General features: G+C 37.2%; 24 protein-coding genes and 3 tRNA genes. 12 read left to right on the top strand and 15 right to left on the bottom strand.

What is annotated here, in order from left to right; genetic code table 11:
* Positions 1-321: 321 nt before the first annotated feature.
* Both ACFFUE_RS07510 and ACFFUE_RS07505 read left to right on the top strand, forming a co-directional pair.
* Complete coding sequence (locus ACFFUE_RS07510; RefSeq protein ID WP_376834083.1) at positions 322-846, top strand: IS30 family transposase; 525 nt, start codon at positions 322-324, stop codon at positions 844-846.
* Positions 847-1,096: 250 nt separating this feature from the next.
* A complete protein-coding gene (locus tag ACFFUE_RS07505; RefSeq protein WP_376834081.1) occupies positions 1,097-2,032 on the top strand; it encodes an ABC transporter ATP-binding protein in 936 nt (311 codons plus the stop codon).
* A gap of 40 nt (positions 2,033-2,072) precedes the next feature.
* On the opposite strand, the gene ACFFUE_RS07500 is transcribed toward ACFFUE_RS07505, so the two are convergent.
* Positions 2,073-2,405: a zinc ribbon domain-containing protein YjdM gene (locus ACFFUE_RS07500; protein ID WP_376834079.1), complete on the bottom strand. Its 333-nt coding sequence runs from the start codon at positions 2,403-2,405 to the stop codon at positions 2,073-2,075.
* 211 nt (positions 2,406-2,616) lie between these two features.
* Between ACFFUE_RS07500 and rbp the strand changes: the two genes are divergently transcribed.
* Both rbp and ychF read left to right on the top strand, forming a co-directional pair.
* The gene (gene rbp / locus ACFFUE_RS07495) at positions 2,617-2,916 is read left to right on the top strand and encodes an RNA-binding regulator (protein ID WP_376834077.1); all 300 of its coding nucleotides are present in this window, start codon (positions 2,617-2,619) and stop codon (positions 2,914-2,916) included.
* A 167-nt stretch (positions 2,917-3,083) separates the two neighbouring features.
* Positions 3,084-4,175, top strand: coding sequence for a redox-regulated ATPase YchF (ychF, locus tag ACFFUE_RS07490; protein WP_327985091.1), 1,092 nt, complete (start codon positions 3,084-3,086; stop codon positions 4,173-4,175).
* 100 nt (positions 4,176-4,275) lie between these two features.
* On the opposite strand, the gene ACFFUE_RS07485 is transcribed toward ychF, so the two are convergent.
* From ACFFUE_RS07485 to ACFFUE_RS07475, 3 genes are all read right to left on the bottom strand, one after another.
* A complete protein-coding gene (locus ACFFUE_RS07485) occupies positions 4,276-4,893 on the bottom strand; it encodes a trimeric intracellular cation channel family protein (RefSeq protein ID WP_376834298.1) in 618 nt (205 codons plus the stop codon).
* Positions 4,894-4,919: 26 nt separating this feature from the next.
* Positions 4,920-5,381, bottom strand: a complete 462-nt coding sequence (gene coaD / locus ACFFUE_RS07480) for a pantetheine-phosphate adenylyltransferase (RefSeq protein WP_376834074.1) — start codon at positions 5,379-5,381, stop codon at positions 4,920-4,922.
* A gap of 171 nt (positions 5,382-5,552) precedes the next feature.
* On the bottom strand, positions 5,553-6,536 hold the full coding sequence (locus ACFFUE_RS07475) for a D-alanine--D-alanine ligase (RefSeq protein ID WP_376834072.1): 984 nt from the start codon (positions 6,534-6,536) through the stop codon (positions 5,553-5,555).
* A 215-nt stretch (positions 6,537-6,751) separates the two neighbouring features.
* On the opposite strand from ACFFUE_RS07475, the gene ACFFUE_RS07470 reads away from it, so the two are divergent.
* The 5 genes from ACFFUE_RS07470 (at position 6,752) to mscL (ending at position 12,764) form a co-directional block, all read left to right on the top strand.
* On the top strand, positions 6,752-8,620 hold the full coding sequence (locus ACFFUE_RS07470) for a M43 family zinc metalloprotease (protein ID WP_376834070.1): 1,869 nt from the start codon (positions 6,752-6,754) through the stop codon (positions 8,618-8,620).
* A 26-nt stretch (positions 8,621-8,646) separates the two neighbouring features.
* Positions 8,647-9,450 (top strand): GEVED domain-containing protein, encoded by an 804-nt coding sequence (locus ACFFUE_RS07465; RefSeq protein ID WP_376834068.1) that lies wholly within the window; start codon positions 8,647-8,649, stop codon positions 9,448-9,450.
* A gap of 519 nt (positions 9,451-9,969) precedes the next feature.
* On the top strand, positions 9,970-11,106 hold the full coding sequence (locus tag ACFFUE_RS07460; protein ID WP_376834066.1) for a PASTA domain-containing protein: 1,137 nt from the start codon (positions 9,970-9,972) through the stop codon (positions 11,104-11,106).
* A gap of 46 nt (positions 11,107-11,152) precedes the next feature.
* Positions 11,153-12,214 (top strand): RluA family pseudouridine synthase, encoded by a 1,062-nt coding sequence (locus ACFFUE_RS07455; RefSeq protein ID WP_376834064.1) that lies wholly within the window; start codon positions 11,153-11,155, stop codon positions 12,212-12,214.
* 181 nt (positions 12,215-12,395) lie between these two features.
* On the top strand, positions 12,396-12,764 hold the full coding sequence (gene mscL, locus ACFFUE_RS07450; RefSeq protein WP_376834062.1) for a large conductance mechanosensitive channel protein MscL: 369 nt from the start codon (positions 12,396-12,398) through the stop codon (positions 12,762-12,764).
* A gap of 71 nt (positions 12,765-12,835) precedes the next feature.
* Here mscL and gcvT read toward each other — a convergent pair whose 3' ends face one another.
* From gcvT to ACFFUE_RS07400, 10 genes are all read right to left on the bottom strand, one after another.
* A complete protein-coding gene (gene gcvT, locus ACFFUE_RS07445) occupies positions 12,836-13,912 on the bottom strand; it encodes a glycine cleavage system aminomethyltransferase GcvT (protein WP_376834296.1) in 1,077 nt (358 codons plus the stop codon).
* Between the two features lie 131 nt (positions 13,913-14,043).
* On the bottom strand, positions 14,044-14,553 hold the full coding sequence (gene idi / locus ACFFUE_RS07440; protein WP_376834060.1) for an isopentenyl-diphosphate Delta-isomerase: 510 nt from the start codon (positions 14,551-14,553) through the stop codon (positions 14,044-14,046).
* 191 nt (positions 14,554-14,744) lie between these two features.
* Positions 14,745-15,362 (bottom strand): RagB/SusD family nutrient uptake outer membrane protein, encoded by a 618-nt coding sequence (locus tag ACFFUE_RS07435; RefSeq protein WP_376834058.1) that lies wholly within the window; start codon positions 15,360-15,362, stop codon positions 14,745-14,747.
* Entirely contained in the window at positions 15,343-15,897 is a 555-nt protein-coding gene (locus ACFFUE_RS07430; protein WP_376834056.1) for a DUF5118 domain-containing protein, read from the bottom strand. The genes ACFFUE_RS07435 and ACFFUE_RS07430 overlap by 20 nt, the downstream gene beginning before the upstream one ends.
* 89 nt (positions 15,898-15,986) lie before the next feature.
* Entirely contained in the window at positions 15,987-18,005 is a 2,019-nt protein-coding gene (locus ACFFUE_RS07425; protein ID WP_376834054.1) for a M3 family metallopeptidase, read from the bottom strand.
* Positions 18,006-18,099: 94 nt separating this feature from the next.
* Positions 18,100-18,597, bottom strand: a complete 498-nt coding sequence (gene rplI, locus ACFFUE_RS07420) for a 50S ribosomal protein L9 (protein ID WP_376834052.1) — start codon at positions 18,595-18,597, stop codon at positions 18,100-18,102.
* A gap of 177 nt (positions 18,598-18,774) precedes the next feature.
* On the bottom strand, positions 18,775-19,077 hold the full coding sequence (gene rpsR / locus ACFFUE_RS07415; protein ID WP_095069239.1) for a 30S ribosomal protein S18: 303 nt from the start codon (positions 19,075-19,077) through the stop codon (positions 18,775-18,777).
* 27 nt (positions 19,078-19,104) lie between these two features.
* Positions 19,105-19,446: a 30S ribosomal protein S6 gene (rpsF, locus tag ACFFUE_RS07410; RefSeq protein WP_327985057.1), complete on the bottom strand. Its 342-nt coding sequence runs from the start codon at positions 19,444-19,446 to the stop codon at positions 19,105-19,107.
* A 98-nt stretch (positions 19,447-19,544) separates the two neighbouring features.
* Positions 19,545-20,948 carry an aspartate ammonia-lyase gene (gene aspA / locus ACFFUE_RS07405; protein WP_376834049.1) on the bottom strand — a complete coding sequence of 468 codons (1,404 nt, stop codon included), beginning with the start codon at positions 20,946-20,948 and terminating at the stop codon, positions 19,545-19,547.
* Between the two features lie 61 nt (positions 20,949-21,009).
* Positions 21,010-22,029 carry an N-acetylmuramoyl-L-alanine amidase gene (locus ACFFUE_RS07400; RefSeq protein ID WP_376834047.1) on the bottom strand — a complete coding sequence of 340 codons (1,020 nt, stop codon included), beginning with the start codon at positions 22,027-22,029 and terminating at the stop codon, positions 21,010-21,012.
* A gap of 122 nt (positions 22,030-22,151) precedes the next feature.
* Here ACFFUE_RS07400 and ACFFUE_RS07395 point away from each other — a divergent pair.
* From ACFFUE_RS07395 to ACFFUE_RS07385, 3 genes are all read left to right on the top strand, one after another.
* A tRNA-Ser gene (locus ACFFUE_RS07395) sits at positions 22,152-22,236 on the top strand.
* Between the two features lie 9 nt (positions 22,237-22,245).
* Positions 22,246-22,320, top strand: a tRNA-Pro gene (locus tag ACFFUE_RS07390).
* A 34-nt stretch (positions 22,321-22,354) separates the two neighbouring features.
* A tRNA-Arg gene (locus ACFFUE_RS07385) sits at positions 22,355-22,428 on the top strand.
* Between the two features lie 159 nt (positions 22,429-22,587).
* Here the strand turns inward: ACFFUE_RS07385 and ACFFUE_RS07380 are convergent.
* Positions 22,588-22,788 carry a hypothetical protein gene (locus ACFFUE_RS07380; RefSeq protein WP_376834045.1) on the bottom strand — a complete coding sequence of 67 codons (201 nt, stop codon included), beginning with the start codon at positions 22,786-22,788 and terminating at the stop codon, positions 22,588-22,590.
* Between the last annotated feature and the right edge of the window lie 2 nt (positions 22,789-22,790).

The following is a 22,790-nucleotide window of genomic DNA, read 5'->3' as shown; positions in this document are numbered from 1 at the left end:
ATTAATATCGCTTTCCACCGCCTTATTGGAAGTCAAAACGATGATTTCATTTTTGAGAATGTCGTGGTCTTTTTTCATCGGGGAGGTCTCCTTCTTCGAGGCTTTGGGATTTCATCAATTGGTTCCGAGTTTTTCAAATATGCGACATTCTCAGGCAACTTTTATTTTAAAAATTTCGGATAGTTGTCCTAAATCCCATTAGTAAGTGTATTTTTTTGGATAGATTTTCTCTCTTTTTCATTTCGGCTACGCCTACATTCAAAAGAGAGAAAATGGTCACCAGAGTAGATTGAAGACTGTTGTAAAAGACATAATATCAATATGGTAAGTACCGAAAGGATTTATCAATACATTCGTAATGATAAGAAGAATGGAGGAAAATTATATAAATATCTAATGCATCAACTCAAGCATAGAAAATGCCCTGTATCAGGCAAACACGAGGTGATTAAAAATAAAAAAAGCATTGATTTACGTCCAGAAATTGTTTTAAGGAATGAAGAATTTGGGCATTTTGAAGTAGATTTAATCGTAGAGGCAGAACATAAAGAAGCGATTTTGACCATCGTAGAAAGAAAGATAAAATTTTTAATAATGAGTAAGTTAAGTAGTAAAAATGCCAAAAATTTAGCCCAAGCGATGGTAGAGGCTTTGCTTCCTTATAAAGATTTTGTAAAAACCATTACAAGCGATAATGGATTGGAGTTTTATGAACATCAGTATATTAGTGAAAAATTAGAGTGTGATTTTTATTTTGCGCATCCTTATTGCCATTGGGAACGAGGATTGAGTGAAAACACCAACGGACTTGCACGACAATATATCCCGAAAAGGCACTTATTTTGAAAAAGTTAGCAAAGAAACAATAAAATAAATACAGCATAAAATTAACCGTAGACCAAGAACTGCGAAGCACATCACTAACTCCTTGAATTAAAAACAATAAAAAGTGAGTATTAACATTAGATTTTGAGGAGCTTAAAAGTTTATTCTATAAATTTGTAATCTAAAAATTGCACTTGGGGGTTGAATCCGCCTTTAAGTCATAGGAGAACAGACGACTAAAAGACAAGTGAAAAAACACTACTTTTGCACTATGTTATTACGAGTTAAAAATTTGCATTTTTCCTATCAGCCAGAGGAGCGGCTGTTTGTTAATCTCAATCTGAATATTGAGGAAGGGAAAATCATAGCCTTGGCGGGGGAAAGTGGCTGCGGAAAATCTACTCTGCTAAGCCTTATCTACGGACTTCTAGATTGGCAAGAGGGTGAAATTATCTTTGATGGAAAATCATTGCGAGGGCCTTCTGGAAACTTAGTTCCAGGGGAAAATGAGATGAAATTTGTGGCTCAAAACTATGACCTAATGCCCTATGCCACCGTGCGGGACAATGTAGGGAAGTTTCTTTCTAATATCAATATGAAGGAGAAACAAGAGAAAGTAATGGAGTTACTAAAAGTGGTAGGAATGGAGGATTTTGCAGATGTGAAACCGCGTTTTCTTAGCGGTGGACAGCAGCAGCGGGTTGCCATTGCGAGGGCACTCTCTGTGATGCCTAGGCTTTTGCTTTTGGATGAGCCATTCAGCAATTTGGATTATCCTAGGAAGATAGAGCTCCGTGAGCGGTTGTTTAATTATGTTGCACAGCATAAAATTTCCCTTATCATTTCCACCCACGAGATTCAGGAAGTGATGCCGTGGCTAGACCAGATTATCATCTTGCAGCAGGGGAGATTGATACAGAATGATGCCCCAGAGGACACTTACAAAAATCCTTATAATGCTTATGTAGCAAAACTTTTTGGGGAAGTGAATATCCTTTCTGATGAAGAGAAAATGCAATTCGGACTCGTTAAAAATTTCTGGTATCCGAGTCAAATAAAACTCGCTAGCGAGGGGCTAGCAGCAAAGGTCTTGGAAAGCCGATTTTCTGGAAATTTTTATTGGAACAAGATTGACTTAGAAGGAACTTCCCTTGTCGTTTACACAGAGAAGCCTACTTCAGGAGCGGTTTTCGTTCGGTTTGAGTAATAGAAAAATCCCAACTTATTTTAAGATGGGATTTATTTTGTTAAGCTTTCTTTACAAATTCAGATTTCAGAGCCATAGACCCAAAACCGTCTATTTTGCAATCAATATTGTGGTCAGAATCTGGGCGTAGGCGTATGTTCTTTACTTTGGTGCCTGCTTTTACAGGTTTTGGAGCTCCTTTTACGGGCAAATCTTTTATCACCACCACAGAATCCCCATTAGCAAGTTCATTGCCATTGCTATCAAAGACTTTATCTTCATTTCCAGCTTCGGCAGGGTCCCACTCGTGGAAGCATTGAGAGCAAACCATCAGGTTGTCTTGTTCATAGGTGTATTCCGAACCACATTTCGGACAAAGTACAGTATCACTCATAATTCTATTTTTTTTGCAAAGATAAGGTTTTGTCATCAGTATTGCACAGCGATTTTTCGTGTGTTTAGAATAAAATATTTTCAAAAACCCTTGGATATATAAAATATAATCGTACCTTGCGGGCAATTATTTAAAAAGAAATTCAATTCCCGTTCTATAAGGTTCGTTTGTTGGTTTTCATTTAATATAATCAGCAAACTAATTTTATATTATGAATATTTTTATTTCAAATCTCAACTACAGTACCGTTGAGACCGAGCTAAAAGCTCTATTCGAAAATTTTGGAACGGTAGATTCTGCCAAGATTATTAATGACCGAGAAACAGGAAGAAGCCGTGGCTTTGGTTTTGTGGAAATGCCAGAGTCTCAAGAGGCACTGAAAGCTATAGAAGAACTCAATCAAAGAGAGTTTAAGCAGAAAGTATTGAATGTTTCAGAAGCCATTCCAAAGGAACGCCAATCTGGGAGAACCTCTCATAATGGTGGTTTTCGCAGAGACAGAAATTGGTAAACAAATTATTAATATTTTGAAAACGAACTCTTTTCAGGGTTCGTTTTTTTGTGTTAAAAAAACTATCTTTGCAGGCGTAATCAGAGTTTAAAATCATAATTTTTGAATGGAAGGGATTTCCTCGGAAGACCATTCATTCAGTCTAAAAAAAATAGAACATTTATCATATGAAATGTGGCATCGTGGGACTTCCCAATGTAGGAAAATCAACCCTTTTTAATTGTTTAAGCAACGCCAAAGCTCAGTCGGCAAACTATCCTTTCTGCACCATAGAACCCAACCTTGGGACGGTATCTGTGCCAGACCCAAGACTTTTTGAGCTAGAAAAACTAGTGAAGCCAGAGCGTGTATTGCCTGCTGTGGTAGAGATTGTAGATATAGCCGGTTTGGTAAAAGGTGCCAGCAGAGGCGAAGGGCTAGGAAATCAGTTCTTGGCTAATATCCGTGAGTGTGAAGCCATTATCCACGTGTTGAGATGTTTTGATAACGGAAACATTGTCCACGTAGAAGGTTCGGTGGACCCTTTGAGAGATAAGGAAATTATCGATATTGAACTTCAGCTCAAAGATTTGGAAACCTTAGGTAAGGCGGTAGATAAGGCTAAAAAGTTTATCAAATCTGGAAAGAAAGAAGATATTTTAACCTATGAAACCTTGCAAAAGCTGCAAAAATTCTTGGAAGATGGTCGCAATGCCAGAGAGTTTGAAACCGATGACCTTACGAAACCTATTGTAGATGAGGTGCATTTGCTTACCAAGAAGCCAATTTTGTATGTGTGCAATGTGGATGAAAATGCCATTAAAAACGGAAATGAATGGCTTCCGAAGATAGAAGAAATGGCAAAGCGTGAAAATGCCGAAGTGGTGGTGCTTGCCGCACAAATAGAAGCGGATATCAACGAATTGGAAACCTTCGAAGAACGCCAGATGTTCTTAGAAGAATTGGGATTGGAAGAGCCTGGCGTGAACCGATTGATTAGAAAAGCGTATGATTTGCTTCACTTGCAAACCTATTTCACAGCTGGGGTGAAGGAAGTGCGTGCTTGGACTATAGAGAAGGGCTGGACGGCACCTCAGGCTGCAGGCGTTATCCATACCGATTTTGAGAAAGGCTTCATCCGTGCAGAGGTGATTAAGTACGATGATTTTGTAAAGTACGGCTCCGAAGCGAAAGTGAAAGAAGCTGGTAAAATGGGCGTAGAAGGGAAGGAATACATTGTACAAGATGGCGATATTATGCACTTCCGTTTCAATGTTTAATAGATAGATATTATAAGTATCAATAAAAAAATAGAGAGGTCTTCACTAAAAGGTCTCTCTATTTTATTTTTAAGATTGATTTAATTTTTATCGGAATATTTTATTCCGTTCCGTAGAATTTAGGCATTTGCCATTGGTATTTTACGGAGAGCGTTCGGATGGTTACAATCAGTAAGATGGTAAACACTTGCACAAAGGTATAAGATAATTGGGTGTATTTTGCTAATAGTAAAAATGCAGAACCTCCTACAATACAAGCGGTAGCGTAGATTTCTTTTCGGAAAATTAGCGGTACTCTATTCAGGAGGATATCTCTGAGAATCCCACCAAAACAACCTGTGATGGTACCCAATGTAAGGCAAATAAAAGGATGTAAATCGGCATTTAAGCCTTTCTGAATCCCCACAATGGTGAAAAGCCCCAAACCAAAACTATCAAAAATGAATAGTGTAACTTTAAATCTTCTTTCTATGGATTTGAAAATCATTGCAAATATGGCAGGAATGAAAATCAATGCACACATTCTAATATCGTGAATCCAAAAGACTGGAATATCCAAAAGTAAATCCCTAATGGTACCACCACCCACCGAAGTGATGAAGGCTATGATAAGTACCCCAAAAGGGTCTAAGCGTTTCTGCATTGCTGCAAACGCTCCCGACATAGAGAATGAAATCATTCCCAATGTTTCAATAATGAAATTGAAGTTTTGATGTATTTCCAAAATTTAAATCATTTCAAAAGTTAAATACGCACAGCATCGGGCACCAAGAGGGTATAGTCCCCACCAAAGTTGATAATTTCCCTTACGATACTACTACTGATGAAGGATTTACCAGCGGAGGTGAGTAAGAAAATGGTTTCAATTTTATTCTCTTGTGTAAGGGTTCTATTGGTCTGTGCAATGGCTTTTTCAAACTCAAAATCGGCAGGGTTTCTCAGTCCTCTCAAGATGAAATTTACATTTTTACTTCGGCAATAGTCTATGGTAAGTCCCTCAAAAGAATCCACTTCTACATTGGGGAAATTTTCAAAGGTTTTTCGGATGAATGCTTCCCTTTGCTCTAAAGAAAACATATATTTCTTTTGGGAATTTTTCCCAATGGCGATGATGATTTTATCAAATAAAGGTGCGGCTCGCTCTACAATATCGTAATGCCCCAAAGTAATGGGATCAAACGAACCTGGAAAAACTGCTATTTTCATATTGGTTGTCGGTTGGCTGTTGATGGTTATTAGTATTAGTTGATAGTTGTCGGTTGATAGTTGATAGCTAACAACCATTAACTTGCTCTCTACATTAAATTCATCTTGACCGTCGGTTGTTGGTTGATGGTTGTTAGTCATCAACCGACAACCAACAACCATCAACTAAATTTATTTATTCAACGCTTTCTCTACTTCGTTGCCACAAAGGTCTTTGATGGAAATTCCGTAATGCAATGCCTGCTGTGGTAGGATGCTCGCTGGTGAAAAGCCAGGGTTGGTATTCATCTCCAGCATATAAGGGGTTCCATTTATTATAATGTATTCGCTACGGGAGAAGCCTTGCATACCGAGAGATTGATAGGCTTTTTTAGCGATGGTTTCCACTTTTTCGCGGGTAGCATCATCCAATCTGGCAGGGGTAATTTCCTGCGATGCTCCTTCGTATTTGGCTTCGTAATCAAAAAACTCTTTATCTGGAATAATTTCCGTAATACCCAGAACAATGGTTTCCCCTTGGAAATCTACTACGCCCACAGAAACTTCCGTACCATTAAGAAAGCTTTCTATCAAGATATCATCATCTTCTGCAAAAGCCACTTCCAAAGCTTTATCAAACTCTGAAATGTCTTTCACCTTAGAAATACCCAAAGAAGAGCCACTTTCATTTGGCTTTACGAAACAAGGTAATCCAATTTCTTTTACAATGTATTCTGTATCTACCGTTTCACCTTTTTTCAGGTAGATGCTTTTGGCGGAAGGGATACCATATTTTGCGAGAACAGAGAGTGTATCTTTTTTATTGAAAGTTAAGGCACTTTGATAGAAATTGCAGCCAGTGTATCGTTGCCCAATCACATCCCAATAGGCTTGTAGTTCGCCATTTTCACCAGGTTTTCCGTGGATGGTATTGAAACAAACATCAAAGGTTAGCTTGCTGCCATCTGCCAAGGTTGCAGAAAAATCGGCTTTATTGATGGGGAATTTATTGTCTTGTTCATCCCAAAGATACCAATCATCTTTCAGGATAACCACTTTGTAAACATTATATTTTTCGCGGTCGAGGGAATCAAAAATCAATTGCCCACTTTTAAGCGAAACTTTGTACTCATTAGAGTATCCGCCCGTTACTACGGCGATATTTTTTTTAGTCATTATATTTAGGATTACGAGGCAAAGTTAAAAGTTTTTATTGAATGTAGGGCGTTTCAGGTTTACTAAAAATCTATAATTTTCAAAAAAATAAGACTATATGGGTTAGGTTAAAATTAATCTTTTTTAGACAAATTCTTATCTCGTGATCTTATTTTTAGGAGTATTATCCTTGCTTTTTTCTAGTCAATTTTGTACCTTTATACAAAACTAATTTTATGAAAAAAACTATATCCCTCATTTCATCTTTTTCCGTTACTTTGTTGTTTGGACAAGATGTTTGTGGCTTTGATCACCTCCATCATCAATGGAAAAGTAAAAATGTTCATCAGGAGGAGGTAAGAAAAACAGATTTAAAAGAATTTTATAAAAATCAAGAACTGTCGTCAAAGACATTATCAAAGGCATTGCTAGGTAATACTATCATTTTTTTGCCTTACAATGGTCCTATTTACGAAGTACCTATCGTGGTTCATATTATAGAAACTTCCTATAAAAGCTGGCAAGTAACAGAAGAAGAAATGAAAATTTCTGATGAGCAAATAAAGAAATGGATTAACAATACTAATACGATACTTGCAACCACTTATGGTAACGGATTTCCAAAAGAAGGAGGAGGTTTGAATGATGGAACGGTAATACCCTTTAAGCTTGTTTTAGCGAAAAGAACGGTAGATGGTCTCCCTACAACGGGCATCAATAGAGTAAATGGTGATATTTACCCTTATTATGGAGCAGATGGTGTTAGGTACCAAATTCTGCCTGAAGGTCGGGGTGCTTCGGTAGAGGAAATTAAAGCCATAGCTCCCCATTGGCGAGAAGATTTATACTTGAATTTGTACATTGTTGTAGGAATAGATGGAGCAAAAAAAGAAGCGGGACTCACAGGTTTTGCAGGATTGCCCAATTATGGAAATGATTCATACGATATATTCATAAAAGTGGCTTCTGCCAAAAAGAAAAATGATATTACTTTAGCTCACGAATTTGGACATACTTTAGGTCTACTCCATACTTATTCAGGAGGTAGTGAAAACCAATGTCCTACAAATACGGGCAATTGTACTAAGGATGATGATGGAATTTGCGATACAGAACCTTCTAAATCTTGGCCTAAAAAAATAAATGCTTCCACAGGGGAAATTACTACACCTACCAATGATGATTATAACGAATGTTCTGGTAAAAACTTCCAAGGAGAGCAATACAACATTATGAACTATTCTTATGATAGATTCAAATTTACTCCTGGACAAAGAGATTGGGCATTAAACCAATTTCTCAAATATAGAAGTAGTTTGACTCGTTCCCGTGGAGGGGAAGCCGTAACCGAAAAAAATACAGTAACAGTGATTAATGCCCTATGTAGTAGGACTCCCCAAAGGCTTATTCCTAATGCAACACCTGATAAAATCACGGTTAATCTTGGAACCATTAATAATACTTCTACAAGTAATAATGTTTACATCGATTACATCAAAATAGCTCATCAATACAAAAATGTATTTACCGAAGTTTTAGATTCAGAAGCAAGCAATATCACCATAAAAGGACTAAAAGGATTAAATATTAATGCTTGGATAGACTATAATGACAATGGGATTTTTGAAAATAATGAAGCAATTGTCAATAACACTATTCCTAATAATGGGGTGTTGAATGTCAGCTTTACTCCTCCTTTTTCCGCTATTAAAGATAAATTTTTAAGGTTAAGGGTGCGTTCTGATGATTTCAAAGGTAATGCTTGTGATGATTTAGAATTTGGACAAATACAAGATTATGCCGTGCGTATAGTCTCTGAATTTAGTCCTCCTATATCTGATGATGAAACATCTCCCGAAAGCAATATTTATACATCTAGGATAGGCATTAATACCTTAAGTCCCCAAGCGAGTTTAGATGTTAGAGAGACTAAACTATCCAATTTAAAAGATGAAGATAAGGTGAAAGCACAGGGAATTGTTTTACCAAACTTTACCACCGAAGAAAGAAATACCTTTAAAAAAGTAAAAAATGGTATTATAATCTATAATATCACCAATCAATGTGTAGAAATATATCAAGACGGACAATGGATATGTCTATAAGTATAATTTTTTAAAGATCTATAAAAATGAAAAATATTTTATGTACCCTCTTTTGTTTAGTGATGTTCCCTACTTATGCTCAAGAAAAAGTAGTACCTAATTCTCCTATTTTAAAGGAAGTTTGTATACCGCCGTATAGTGATGCTATTTCCTATGGCCCTACAAAAGTAGAATTAGGTTCTATCAATAATACCTCTAATTATTACAGTGAAATTGGTAGTAATAATTTCTATACAGATTATAGTTCTACCTATTTTACAGATATTTATGACAATCAAGAAAATACTCTTATCATAAGTTTAGAGCCTAATAAGAATCGTGTGGTTAGAGCTTGGGTTGATTATGATAACAATGGTGTTTTCAGTGATAATGAATTTATTAGAAACTCATCTAATGGAGTAAATGAGTCTTCTATAAGTATTAGTTTTAATATCCCTTCTAATGCAATCAAAAATACTTATCTTAGATTAAGGATATTAGTGGAATTCATCGCCACAGAATCCCATTGCAGTGGCATTTATGGCGAAATTGAAGATTATGCTGTGCGTATAGTTTCTAAAACCCCTCCTTCTAGTAATGATGGGTTTAGTATAGGGCGAGTAGGTATTAATACAGATCAACCACAAGCCACTCTAGATATTAGAGAAAAACCTCTATCAGAACTTCCAGAAGGACAAGCGCAAGGTGTTTCTCTTCCGAATTTTACAACTGCTGAAAGAAATACTTTTACCAATGTTAGGACAGGAACGATTATATACAATACTGAAAACAAATGTATTGAAGTATATAAGGGTAATGTTACAGGCTGGCAATGTTTAAACTCTAATTAATTCTCTTAGTGAAAAGCATAGAGTTTATCTTGGCTTTTATTTTGGTTGAACTTCCAATAAAAACGAGATAGGTAGCCTCAAGCGATGTGTTGTAAGTGAAATTTCATCCTATTTTTCTTCGGGTTTCCTTGCAGTTTCCTTGCGGAATCCTTCCCAAAAATCGCATTTTTTGGGAAGGTTTGGGAAGAACTCCCGAAGAACTTCGCAAGAAAGTCCCTAAAATGTAGGACAAGAAGCGACAGAAAGTGCCAACCAAAGCCAACCAAAGTCAATAAATGTTTTCAAATATTGTAATAGGCTGATATAAAGATGTATAGGTATGGTGTGTGTCACTGAGAAGATTTGGGAAAATCAGCTAAGATGCTTCAAAATGGTATAATAATCTATTTTGATAAAAATTAAATAGGCTCTAATTGAGCTAATCTTATGATGGTGCCCGAAAAAATCTTTTAAAAAAGATTAAAATAGGATTTAAAATTATTGGTTATATTTGCCTATTATTTTAATCGAAAGAAATTTATGCTTAAATCTTTTTTTCATTGGAAGGTTTTTTTGAACATCATTTTGGCAGCAGCGGTTTTTGTGGGGCTTGTGTGGCTTACTTTCCGTTGGCTAGAGATGCATACCAATCACGGTAAAGAGATACCCGTACCCAATGTGATGAATATGTCTGTGCATCAGGCAGTGAAGGTGCTAGACGATGCTGGACTAGAATACGAAGTGGATAGTTTTAAATATGACCCTAAATATAAGCCATTTCAAGTGTTACAAATCTATCCTTCGCCTGGGTCTAGAGTGAAAGGCGGGCGTGCCATCATTATGAAAGTGAACCCAAGAACTTGGGCTCCGGTGCAGGTGCCAGACATTTTGGATAGATATAAAGGCTTGGCATTCAAACAGCTGGAATCTGTAGGGCTGAAAGTAGGTGATACCATCTATGAGCCTAATATCCAGAGAGATGCCGTTATCCGTATGCAGCAGAATGGTAATGTGATAAAACCAGGGATGCTCTTACCTCGTTTCTCTACCATAGATTTGGTGATTGGAACAGGGCCTAAGCGAAATGTAACGGTGCCTAACTTGGTAGGGCTTACCGTACAAGAAGCCAGAGCTATTATTACTCAAAATCTTTTTGAAGTAGGATTGATAGACTTTGAGGATGGAGGACAAGATGATTCAGATATTGTGTATTATCAAGACCCAGAAGGTGGCTCATTGCGAGACCAAGGAATGCAGATAGACCTTTGGGCAAGTAAGAAAATACCAGCCCAGATGACCGCGAAAATCAATCAGCTTAATGCAATGTATCGCGTGAAGATAGATACCACGCTACCGCCTATAAGATACGAGGAGGTGCCAGTGTATCACGAGCCGGTAGAAGAGGTGGTTCCTGTAGAAAAACCGAAGCCTGTAGAAAAACCAAAGCCAGTGGAAAAACCTAAAGTGGCAGAGAAACCAAAAGCAGAGAAGCCAAAAACTACGGAAACTAAACCTAAAACAGAGGAAAAAGCGAAGCTTAAAACGGAATCTAAAACCAATGATACCAAAGCTTCAGCTACCAAGAATAAAACTACCTCTGACAATGCCGCGGCAAAAACCGAAAAGAAACCTGTAGCAGAGGAAAAACCAAAAACTAAAAAAGTAATTGTAGAATAAATTTAGCAAAAGCTTCAACTTCTATGTTGAAGCTTTTTTAAACATTATGAAAGAAGAAGATTTTTTAGAAGAAGAATTCTTAGAATCCGAACAAAATAATGACGAAGAAGGAGAGGGGCTGTATGAGCATCTGCACCTTATTGTAGATAAAAAGCAAGAACCTCTAAGGATAGATAAATTCCTTTTGATTTTTAGACAAAATTCTTCACGGAACAAAATTTCCCAAACTTGCAGAGCAGGCAATGTCATCGTTAATGGTGTTCCTGTAAAGCAAAACTATCGCGTAAAGCCTGGGGATGAGGTTTCTGTTTTGCTTACCAGACCGCCAAGGGAGAATGTGATTGTGCCACAAGATATTCCCATCAATATCGTTTATGAAGATGATGATGTTCTGGTGGTAGATAAAGAAGCGGGGATGGTGGTGCACCCTGGTTTTGGAAACTGGGACGGTACATTGGTGAACGCTGTGGCTCATCATTTTGAAAAAAACGGATTGAAAACAGATTTAGACCGCGTAGGATTGGTTCATAGAATAGATAAAGACACTTCGGGACTGATTGTTATCGCGAAAAATGAATATGCACTCAGCCATCTGGCAAAGCAGTTTTTTGATAGAAAGACCAAAAGGCTTTATTGGGCATTCGTATGGGGAAATCTTGCCGATGATGCAGGTACTATACGAGGGCATATTGGTAGGCATCAGAAAAATAGAATGCAAATGGCAGTTTATGAAGATGGAAGCCACGGGAAGCACGCCGTAACGCATTACAAAGTATTAGAGCGATTTCGGTATATGACTTGGGTGGAATGCAAACTGGAAACGGGAAGAACGCATCAGATTAGGGCTCACTTTAAGCATATTGGGCATACGCTCTTTAATGATGAACGGTATGAAGGGCATATCCCTCTAAGGGGGCAAAATTTGCCGAAATACAAGCAATTTATCCAAAATGTATTTGATATTCTGCCAAGGCACGCCCTGCACGCTCATACTTTGGGATTTGTACACCCCGTTACCAAAAAAGAGTTGTATTTTGAAAGTCCAATGCCTTCGGATATGCAAGCAGCGGTAGAAAAATGGCGAAATTATTTGGCATCAAATGGGTAAGTGTATTCTTTGAGTGTAGATTTTAGGTTAGATTTCTTTTTAAAAGTTGTTGAAATATTGAAAGTTATAAAATTTGATTGTAGGATTGAATATTATTGTTGGACATAGATTTGAAATTTTACTGCTGGTATTCCCATATTAGGCTAAAAAAGTACTACATTTGCACTTGTAAAAGAACATTATGAGTTTAATAAAAGAATTTAAGGATTTTGCATTCAAAGGAAATGTAATTGATTTAGCTGTCGGTGTAATCATTGGAGCTGCTTTCGGGAAGATTGTTTCATCATTAGTAGAAGATGTAATCACACCTTTACTTCTTAATCCAGCATTGGACGCTGTAGGTGCAGAGAATATTGCACAGCTTTCTTGGAATGGTGTAAAGTACGGAAACTTCCTTTCAGCTGTGATTAGTTTCTTGTGTATTGCTTTTGTATTGTTCCTTATCATTAAGGGAGCTAATAAGATGAAAAAAGAAGAGCCTGCAGCACCAGCTGGACCTACGCAGGAGGATTTATTAGCTGAAATTAGAGATTTATTGAAAAATAAATAATAATTTTAATATCAAATAAAAAATCACCTCAATCAGAGATTGAGGTGATTTTTATTATAGTAGATATCTATTTATACAAAAGGAAGCTTCACCACTTTTGCAGGAATATTTTTATTTCTTATCTGAATAAAAATCTCTGAACCTAATTTAAAAAGAGGCTGGTCCACATACGCTAAGCCAATCCCTACTTTCTTCATTGGGCTCATTGTACCAGAGGTTACTTTGCCTATCACATTTCCTTCGGCATCTACCACAGGGTAATCGTGTCTTGGTATGGCTTTTTCTAGCATTTCAAAAGCTACCAATTTTCTGCCTACGCCTTCGGCTTTTTGTTTTTCAAAAATTTCTTTGGATACGAAATCCTTATCAAACTTGGTAATCCAGCCCAGTCCAGCTTCAATAGGGGAAGTGGTATCATCTATGTCATTACCATAAAGGCAAAATCCTTTCTCCAACCTTAGTGTATCTCTCGCTCCCAAACCACAAGGAATTAGTCCAAATTCTTCTCCTGCTTTGGTAATATCGTCCCAAAGTTTTTCCGCTGCTTCGTTTTTGAAATAAATCTCAAAACCACCACTTCCTGTGTAGCCCGTGTTGGAAATAATCACTTCATCTACCCCAGATACTGTTCCAATGGTAAAATGATAATAAGGAATGTCTGAAAGATTAACCTCCGTTAATTTTTGCAAAGTTTCCAATGCTTTTGGTCCTTGGATGGCAATGAGCGACATCTCATCAGAAACATTGGTAAGTTTTGCCTCGTATTGGTTAAATTGATTGATATGCTCCCAATCTTTCTGAATGTTAGAAGCATTAACCACTACAAAGTACTTCTCATCATTGATTTTATATACAATCAAATCATCTACGATGCCTCCGTTTTCGTTTGGTAAACAAGAATACTGAGCTTTTCCGTCTTGCAAAGCCTCCACATTGTTGGAGGTAACCCTTTGCAATAAATCCTTAGCTCCTTTTCCCTCCACAAAGAACTGTCCCATATGAGACACATCAAAAATACCTACCTTTTCTCTTACTACAAAATGCTCTTCTGTAAGCCCAGAGTATTGCACTGGCATTTCAAATCCTGCGAAAGGAACCATCTTAGCACCAAGCGATAGATGCTTGTTGTACAACGCTGTTTTGTTCATATACTTTTTATTTTTATTGTTTTTTTTCATTTGTACTATTGTACAATGTAATATGTACTATGACTTTATACATTATACTTTATACTTTATACAATCGTGCATTAATTATACATCGTACAATTGCACATCATTCACAAATGTTGTTTATACTCTTTTAAAATAATTTTAAACCACTCGGTAAAGTGCTGAGGGTTTTGGCGAACTTCCGTATCCAAATCGTCCATTGAGATATACCGCACCTCCGAAACCTCATCAGCATTGAGATGAAAATCTCCCTCATAAACGCCTACAAACACATAATCTAGTTCGTGTTCCCAGAGACCGCCTCCCACATCGGCTTTATAGATAAAATGAAACTTCTCTGCAAGTGCAGTTTCTATCCCTAGTTCCTCCTTTAGACGGCGATGGGCAGCCTCTTCGTAGCTTTCCCCAAGGCGAGGATGGGAGCAACACGCATTGGTCCATTGGTTGGGCGAGTGGTATTTCCCAGCGGCTCTTTTCTGGAGTAGCGTTTCCCCTTTCTCATTAAACAAAAAGACAGAGAACGCCCTATGAAGCATTCCTTTTTCGTGGGCTTCTTGCTTTCCCATAAGTCCTAAAAACGCATCATCTTCGGATACTAAAACTACCTGTTCCTCCATTTCACAAATGTAGGTATTTTTATGGATAATTGAAATGTTTAATCACTTTAAAATTTAAAATCCAATTCCATAGTAGGCAGTAGCGGTAAGCTATAAGCTTTAAGTCAATAAGATAGATTTTACAATAATCTCTATGAAACAATCCCTCATAAAAAACCGCCTTGTTGCCAAGACGGTTAAAGTAAAATGTTTTATAAACTAGGATTTTTTAATCTTACCTCTTTCGGGAATGGAATGGTATACCTCTGGTCGCCCGCCGATAGGGTGAATGTTTCCCCATCGAAAAGGTGAATTATCTCTGGCTGTGTGGTTCTTCTTAAATCAAACCAGCGGTAACCTTCAAAGGATAATTCTCTAGCCCTTTCATTCAAGAGTTCTGTATAATACGCCTCTGATGATAGCCCTGAAATCTTTGCTTGAAAAGCGGCGTATCCTGTAGCATTGTATCGCTTTGCCGCCAAAGTAAGTAAGGTTGCCTTAGACTCTGCCGTCTTGTTCAGTTGGGCTTCTGCTTCCGCCTTGATTAAAAGCACCTCTCCTACTCGGAATGTAGATTTCAGTTCATTATTACTATTAAACTTAGTAGTTTGCCAATTAGAGCCATTTTTAGTGAAATATTTTGCAAAACGCAAATCGTTCACTTGGTCAAATAACGCTATATGAGCATCAGAAACTCTGGAAAATGAATGGGTAGTTCGGTTCATTGCCATATCCAAATTCATAATAGATTCTACGGATTTATAGTTGCTCGGCAATACCGAATAATTATTAAAATCTTCCAAATTAGCATTATATCCCAAAAGTACCATTAAAAACATCATTTACCTGAACCACTGCTACAGAATCTTTTCCAAATGCCTTTATTTCAAAACCTTCAATAATGGATTCCCCATAATTATCCTTTACCGATTGATAGATATTATCCTTTTTAGGAGCTTCTATTTTAGGGTCAAAGGTCTTTGCCCACACCTTCTTATTTTGAACATCTTTATAAAACCGAATCAATTTATTCTCATAATTAATACCTTTATTAATCCCCGCATTATTAATCTCCGCAGGAACAGAAGATATTTTATTAACTACCAATAAATCTTTCCCCAAAAGTTCGTTCGGGATTTCAAAATAAATCTTATCCTTTACCTGATGAATCGTAAAAAGTCCTTTTTTGCTTTTTGCATCCTTCAGTAGTGTATCATAAGATGCAATTCCCTTATCTGCCTTGTCTGAAAGGCTATCTTTTTTAGAAATTTTATCTTTTTCTATCGTTTTTTTATCTTTCTCCTGAGCCTGAAACCCCATTGCATAAAATCCCAATAAAAAAACAGATGCCAATTTTAAATTCATACCTTATTCTTTTTTAGAAAAGGCGACAAAGTTAGATATATTTTATGGACATTACTAATTTTCACTACTGATTTTTAACCCGGGCAGATTCAACTTCCAAATGCCCTTTTGAGCAAACTTTCTACTTTCGGCTCGCTACCGCGAAAAGTTTTGTAAAGCTCCATTGGGTCTTTGGTGCCTCCGCTAGAGAGCAATACTTTGTATTTCTTGGCAATTTCTGGGTTGAAGATGCCATTTTCTTTGAAATACTGAAACGCATCGGCATCCAATACTTCTGCCCATTTGTAAGAATAATATCCCGCCGAATAGCCTCCTTGGAAAATATGTGAAAAGCTGGTACTAATGGCTGTTTCTGGATTTCTTGGATAGAGATTTGTTTTCTCCGTAATGTGGTCTTCAAAGGTTTTTACATCAAAGTTTTCATCTAAATTTTCTGAATGATATGCCATATCCAACAATCCGAAGCCTAATTGGCGAAGCGTCTGATAGCCTTCCATAAAGCTTTTGGACTGAGCCAGCTTTTCTATTTTTTCATCAGAAAGTGTTTCACCTGTTTGATAATGCTTTGCAAAAGATTTCAAAAATTCAGGTTCGTAGCAATAGTTTTCCAAAAACTGCGATGGCAATTCTACAAAATCCCATTTCACAGAAGTCCCGGAAAGATTTGGGTATTGTGTGTTCGCTAAAATGCCGTGCAGAGCGTGTCCAAACTCGTGAAACAGTGTGGTAACCTCTTGGAAAGTCAAAAGACTTGGCGTGTTAGCCGTTGGTTTTGTAAAGTTGCATACGACTGAAATGTGTGGCCTGTGGTTTTCCCCATTTTTCTGAAACTGATTTTTATAGCTCGTCATCCACGCTCCTGCCCGCTTGCCTTTTCTTGGATGATAATCTACATAGAGTAAGGCTTTGTAATTTCCTTGTTCTAAAACTTTATAAATTTTTACTTCTTCGTGGTATTTCTGAATTTCGTGAGTTTCCTCAAATGTGACTCCAAAAAGTTTTTCAGCCAAACCAAAAACAGCTTCCTGAACTTTTTCTAATGGGAAATAAGGTTTTAGTTCCTCATCATTAAGGTCAAATTTCTGTTTTCTCAATTGCTCTGCATAGTAAGCGTGGTCGTAGCTTTGGATTTCTTCTATGCCATCAGCTTTGGCAAGAGATTTTAAGTCCTCAATTTCTTTTTGAGCGAAAGGCGTCGCTTTATCAAGAAGTTCATTCAAAAAACTAAAAACATTTTCCGAAGATTGTGCCATTCTCTCTTCCAAAACGAAAGATGCAAAGTCTTTATAGCCGAGCAATTGGGCTTTTTCTCGGCGAAGTTTCACCAGTTCTTTGATAAGATTTTGATTATCAAATTCACCATCATCAAAAGATTTTTTACCATTCGCCAAAGCCAATTCTTTTCTTAATTCTCGGTTGTCGGCATAGGTCATCAGCGGAATATAGCTTGGGTATTGAAGCGTCACCACAAAACCTTCCAGTCCCCTCTCCTTTGCCTCCTCGGCATATTGAGCTAAGACAGATTCTGGGATGCCTGCCAATTCTTTTTTATCCGTTATATGTTTGAAATAAGCATTGGTGGATGCCAATACATTTTGCCCGAATTGTAAGGACTTAATGGACAATTCTTTGTTGATTTGCTCTAATTTCTTTTTGTCTTCTTTGCTGAGCAAAGCCCCACTTCTTACGAAGCCTTTGTAAGTTTCATTGAGTAGGGTTTCTTGTTCTGGGTTTAAATTCAAATGCTCTTTATCCTCAAAAACCTGTTTGATTCTTGCGAAAAGCAATTCATTTTGAGAAATTTTAGAAGAAAATTCCGTTAATAATGGGGAAACTTCTTGGGCTATTTTTTGAATTTCATCGTTGGTCTCCGCAGAGTTGAGGTTAAAGAAAATATTAGAAACCATATCCAGTTGCTCCCCAGAATACGCCAATGCTTCAATGGTATTTTCAAATGAGGGTGTATCGGGATTTTGGGCGATGTTTTGGATTTCTTCTTCTGATTTCTGGATTAATTCTTTAAATGCAGGAAGGAAATGCTCTTCCTTAATCTCCTGAAACGGTGCCGATTGGTATAAAGTATGAAATGATTTTAATAATGGATTCATCGTTTTGATTTTAAATGGCAAATTTAAAGATTATTCAACAAAAAAGGACGATGAAACCATCGCCCTTTTTATAATAATAAAGAAATATCTTTAATTAAGCTTCTTCAGATTTAGCCTCCTCTGCTTTTGCTGGAGCTTCTACAGGAGCATCAGAAACTACATCAAACTCGTAGTTGTACTCTACATCTCTGTGCAATCTTACCAAAGCAGAGAATTTACCTGTTCTCTTAATAGTATTACCAGGGATTTTGATGTATTTTCTATCAATTTCTACACCTGCTTTAGCCAATTCTTCAGCAAGGTTAGCATTGTTGATAGAACCAAATAATTTATCACCTGTACCTACTTTAGCAGCGATAGTAACAGCAACTTTTTTAAGTTGTTCTACTTTAGCCTGAGCAGCCGCTACCAATTTAGCTTCTTCTTCTTTTCTTGCTTCCAAAGTCTCTGCAAGTAAAGCTTTGTTTTTAGGCGTTGCCAATACAGCATACCCTTGTGGAATCAGGAAGTTTCTAGCGTATCCTGGTTTTACGCTTACTGTATCAAACTCAAGTCCTAAGTTTTCTACATCTCTTTTTAGGATAATGTCCATTGTTGTTGTCCGTTTTTTAGTTTTAGAGAAAAGAAAAAAGAAAAAAAAGATTAAAGACGATTGTCCCGAAAATTGTTTGCTTTCCTTTAATCTAAAAATCGTTAGAATTAATTTTATTGATTCAGCAACAAAGAGCAAATCAATATAATTTTCTTTGCTCTTGTTTCTTAAATTTTGTTATTTCAACATATCAGCCACATAAGGCATCAATGCCAAGTGTCTTGCTCTTTTGATAGCAGCAGAAACTTTTCTTTGGTATTTCAAAGAAGTTCCTGTATATCTTCTTGGAAGAATTTTACCTTGTTCGTTTACAAACTGAAGTAAGAAATCTGCATCTTTGTAATCTACGTGTTTGATACCGTATTTTTTGAATCTACAATATTTCTTTTCAGATTTTGTATTAATATCAAGTGGAGTAAGGAATTTTACTTCAGATTCTCCTCCAGCTGAGGCTTGTTTTGCCATTTCATCTATTGCCATTGTAATAAATTTTAAGAGTTAAAAAAATTAAGCTTTTGCAGTTTTAAGTTTTGCTCTTCTTGTTACAGCGTACTCTACTGCGTGTTTATCCAATTTGGTAGTAAGGTAACGGATTACTCTCTCGTCACGCTTGTAGGCAGTTTCTAAATCTGCTACAATAGTTCCTTCTCCTTTGAATTCAATCAAAGTGTAGAATCCATTCTTTTTCAATTGAATTGGATAAGCTAGTTTTTTTAGTCCCCAATTTTCTTTGGCAACGATTTCACACCCTTTTTCTACTAAAAGGTTTTCGAATTTTTTCACTGCTTCCTCCACCTGTGCGTCAGATAGAACGGGAGTTAAAATGAAAACAGTTTCGTAATTGTTCATAATGTTAAAATTAAGTATTAATTATTTCAAGGTGCAAAAGTAAACATTCTTCCTGATATACACAACACCTCTGAAATTTCTTTATCAAAACTTTAGCCTCACACCTTTACTTGAGGGTTCAGCATATTCTTCGGATCCAAAATTTCATCCAATTGCTCTTGAGATAGCACCCCTCTTTCCAACACCAAGTTGTAAACACTTTTTCCAGTTTCTAAAGCTTCTTTAGCAATTTCGGTAGAGTTTTTATATCCTATATGAGGGTTCAATGCCGTCACAATCCCAATGCTGTGTTTCACCATATTAAGACAAACTTCCTTATTTGCTGTAATGCCTACCACGCATTTTTCACGGAGTGTATCCATTGCGTTGCCTAGGAAATGTAGATTTTCCATAATGGCGTGGGATAGCACGGGCTCCATTACATTCAGCTGCAATTGCCCTGCTTCCGCAGCGAAAGTTACGGTAAGGTCATTGCCTATTACTTTATAGCAAACTTGGTTTACCACCTCTGGAATTACGGGGTTTACCTTCCCTGGCATAATGGAACTTCCTGGCTGCATTGGTGGCAAGTTGATTTCAAACAAACCAGCTCTAGGCCCTGATGCTAGCAATCTCAAATCATTACATATTTTGGAAAGTTTTACTGCCAAACGCTTCATTGCAGAGGAGTAGATAACATAGGAACCTGTATCTGGCGTTGCCTCTACCAAGTCTGGAGCAGAAACGATAGGAAACCCTGAAATCTCTGCAAGGTTTTTAGCACATAGTAAAGCATAGCCCGCAGGAGCGTTCAATCCTGTTCCGATGGCAGTAGCCCCCATATTGACTTCCACAAAAAGATTGGCATTGCCATTCAGCTTAGAGATTTCCTCTTCCAAAGTTGCCGCAAAAGCCTCAAACTCTTGCCCTAAAGTCATAGGAACAGCATCTTGCAACTGAGTTCTTCCCATCTTGATGACATCTTGAAACTCTTGTCCTTTGTCTCTAAATGCTTGAACAATTAATTTCAGTTTTGAAACAAGAATTTCATTTTCAAAAAGTAAAGCCAGCTTAATCGCTGTAGGATATGCATCATTGGTAGATTGCGAAAGATTGATATGGTCATTCGGCGAGCAATACTTGTAGTCACCTTTTTCTTTGCCCATTTTTTCCAAAACCACATTAGCAATTACTTCATTACCATTCATATTAACAGAGGTTCCCGCTCCACCTTGTATCATATCAATAGGAAACTGCTCATCATATTGACCGCTTGCCACCTCATCGCAGGCCTCTGAAATGTAATGATACAACTCCTCTGGTAATAATCCTAATTCATAATTGGTCTTAGCCGCCGCCTTTTTTACCAATGCTAAAGCTTTTATAAATAATGGATAGGCAGAAAGTTTTTGCCCAGAGATTTTGAAATTATCTATCGCTCGTTGCGTTTGTACGCCATAAAAAGCCTCCTCGGGAACATTCAACTCACCCAATAGGTCGCTCTCTTTTCTATATTTGTTCATTATTAAAAATTTTGCTGAAAGTTAAGTCTTTTTCTATTGTTGTACCAAATAAAATCTGGAATTATTTTGAAGGGTATTTCTCCACCAAAGCTTGCAATATCGCCCAAGTTTCAGCATCCATTACACCATCACATTTTTCTGGTCTGAAATGATACTGAAAAGCTTCCACCGTTTTTAATGTGCTCTTATCTGGCATTCCATTGATGGTAATTCCGTACCCCAACTGCCCTAAAAGTGTTTGATATCTTGTGATAAAACTATAAGTATTAAGCTCCACGAGGTGTTGTTCTGGAAAAATCGCATTAAGGTATTTCATCTTCGTAGCATCATTATACCACATACCTACATTATATTCATCATAAAGTCTTTTCCAAGGAAACTTAGGCCCTGGATCTTCCTTTCGCGTTGGTGCAATATCCGAGTGGGCTAAAATTCCCGTTGCAGGAATATCATACCGCTGAGCCAAGTCTTTAATTAATGCCGCTACTTTTTTAAATTGCCATTCTGGAAATTCATAAAATGTTTTCACACCTTTAGCATCTGCTGTATATCCCGTGTTTACGATTTCAATACCTATGGAAGTATCGTTAAGATTCTGAATTCCTCTCCAAGAACTCACACCAGCGTGATAAGCTCGCTTATTTTCATCTACCAATTGATAAATTTCATCATCATTATAATCATTCACCAAATAGTGAGAACTCACACTTTGTTGCGTAAGCACCCTTAGAGACTTCTCATTATCCAAAGCGGTATAATGTACAATAATGTATCGCTGACGGAAATTTTGAGCTACTGCTGGGAAGTAATTCTTGGTTACTTTATAGCCCACAGGCTGTGCTGAAACAATAGATCCGTGGCTAATGGTATTGTCGTTCTTTGCCACATTACCAATATTCACTTTATAAAAATCATAAGTTCCCTGATGCTGCACTGGTGGTTTTTGTGGAGCAACATCTTCTTTTTTCTCTACAGGTTTTGCTACTACCGTAGGTTTACTCACGGTTTTCTGGACTGGTTTTTGCGAGGCACAAGAAAACAACAAAAAACTTACTCCTATGAAATACAATTGATTACGCATAATATCTTTTTAAGTTCAAAAAATTTTTGTAAAAATATGAAAAAAATATTTGGTAGTTATAAAAAAAGCTTCTATATTTGCACTCGCAATTAAGGAACAGACGATCTTAATAAAAATTGCAAGGAGGGTTGCCGGAGTGGTTAACGGAGCAGTTTGCTAAACTGTCGACCCGAAAGGGTCGCAAGGGTTCGAATCCCTTACCCTCCGCACAGAACACGGGGTGTAGCGTAGTCCGGTCATCGCGCCTGGTTTGGGACCAGGAGGTCGCAGGTTCGAATCCTGCCACCCCGACATAAGTTTATTAATTCTTTAAAAATTAATGGCAGGGTGCGTAGCTCAGCTGGATAGAGCATCTGCCTTCTAAGCAGACGGTCAAAGGTTCGAATCCTTTCGCGCTCACAAACCGCCCCTATTTTAGGGCGGTTTTCTTTTTATATCCCCGAAAATACCCCCGAAAACCATTTCATTAAAGAAAAGCGTATGGAAAGTTCTCGAGAATATTTCTGTTTTCTTATGGTGAAGACAACTAAAATCCCCACCGAAAGAGTGGGGAGAAAATTATATACTTTTAATTTTTTCTAATTTTTGAAGATAGAAGTTTTTTAGTTTTTCAAAATCTTCGGGTAAGAATTGGTTGTAATTTTCTTTTTTCTTTTTTTTAGAGACTACAGAGGTGGTTTTTCCTATTGCTTCGGCAACTTGCCTTGCAGACAATTGCAGTTCTTCTATAATAGCAAGTGTTTTTTTATGAGTATCCATAG

The sequence above is a fragment of the Bergeyella porcorum genome, assembly GCF_042427575.1.
In the GTDB taxonomy this organism is placed as follows: domain Bacteria; phylum Bacteroidota; class Bacteroidia; order Flavobacteriales; family Weeksellaceae; genus Bergeyella; species Bergeyella porcorum.
Note: the sequence above shows the minus strand (reverse complement) of the source record. Positions and strands in the feature narration are given on the sequence as shown.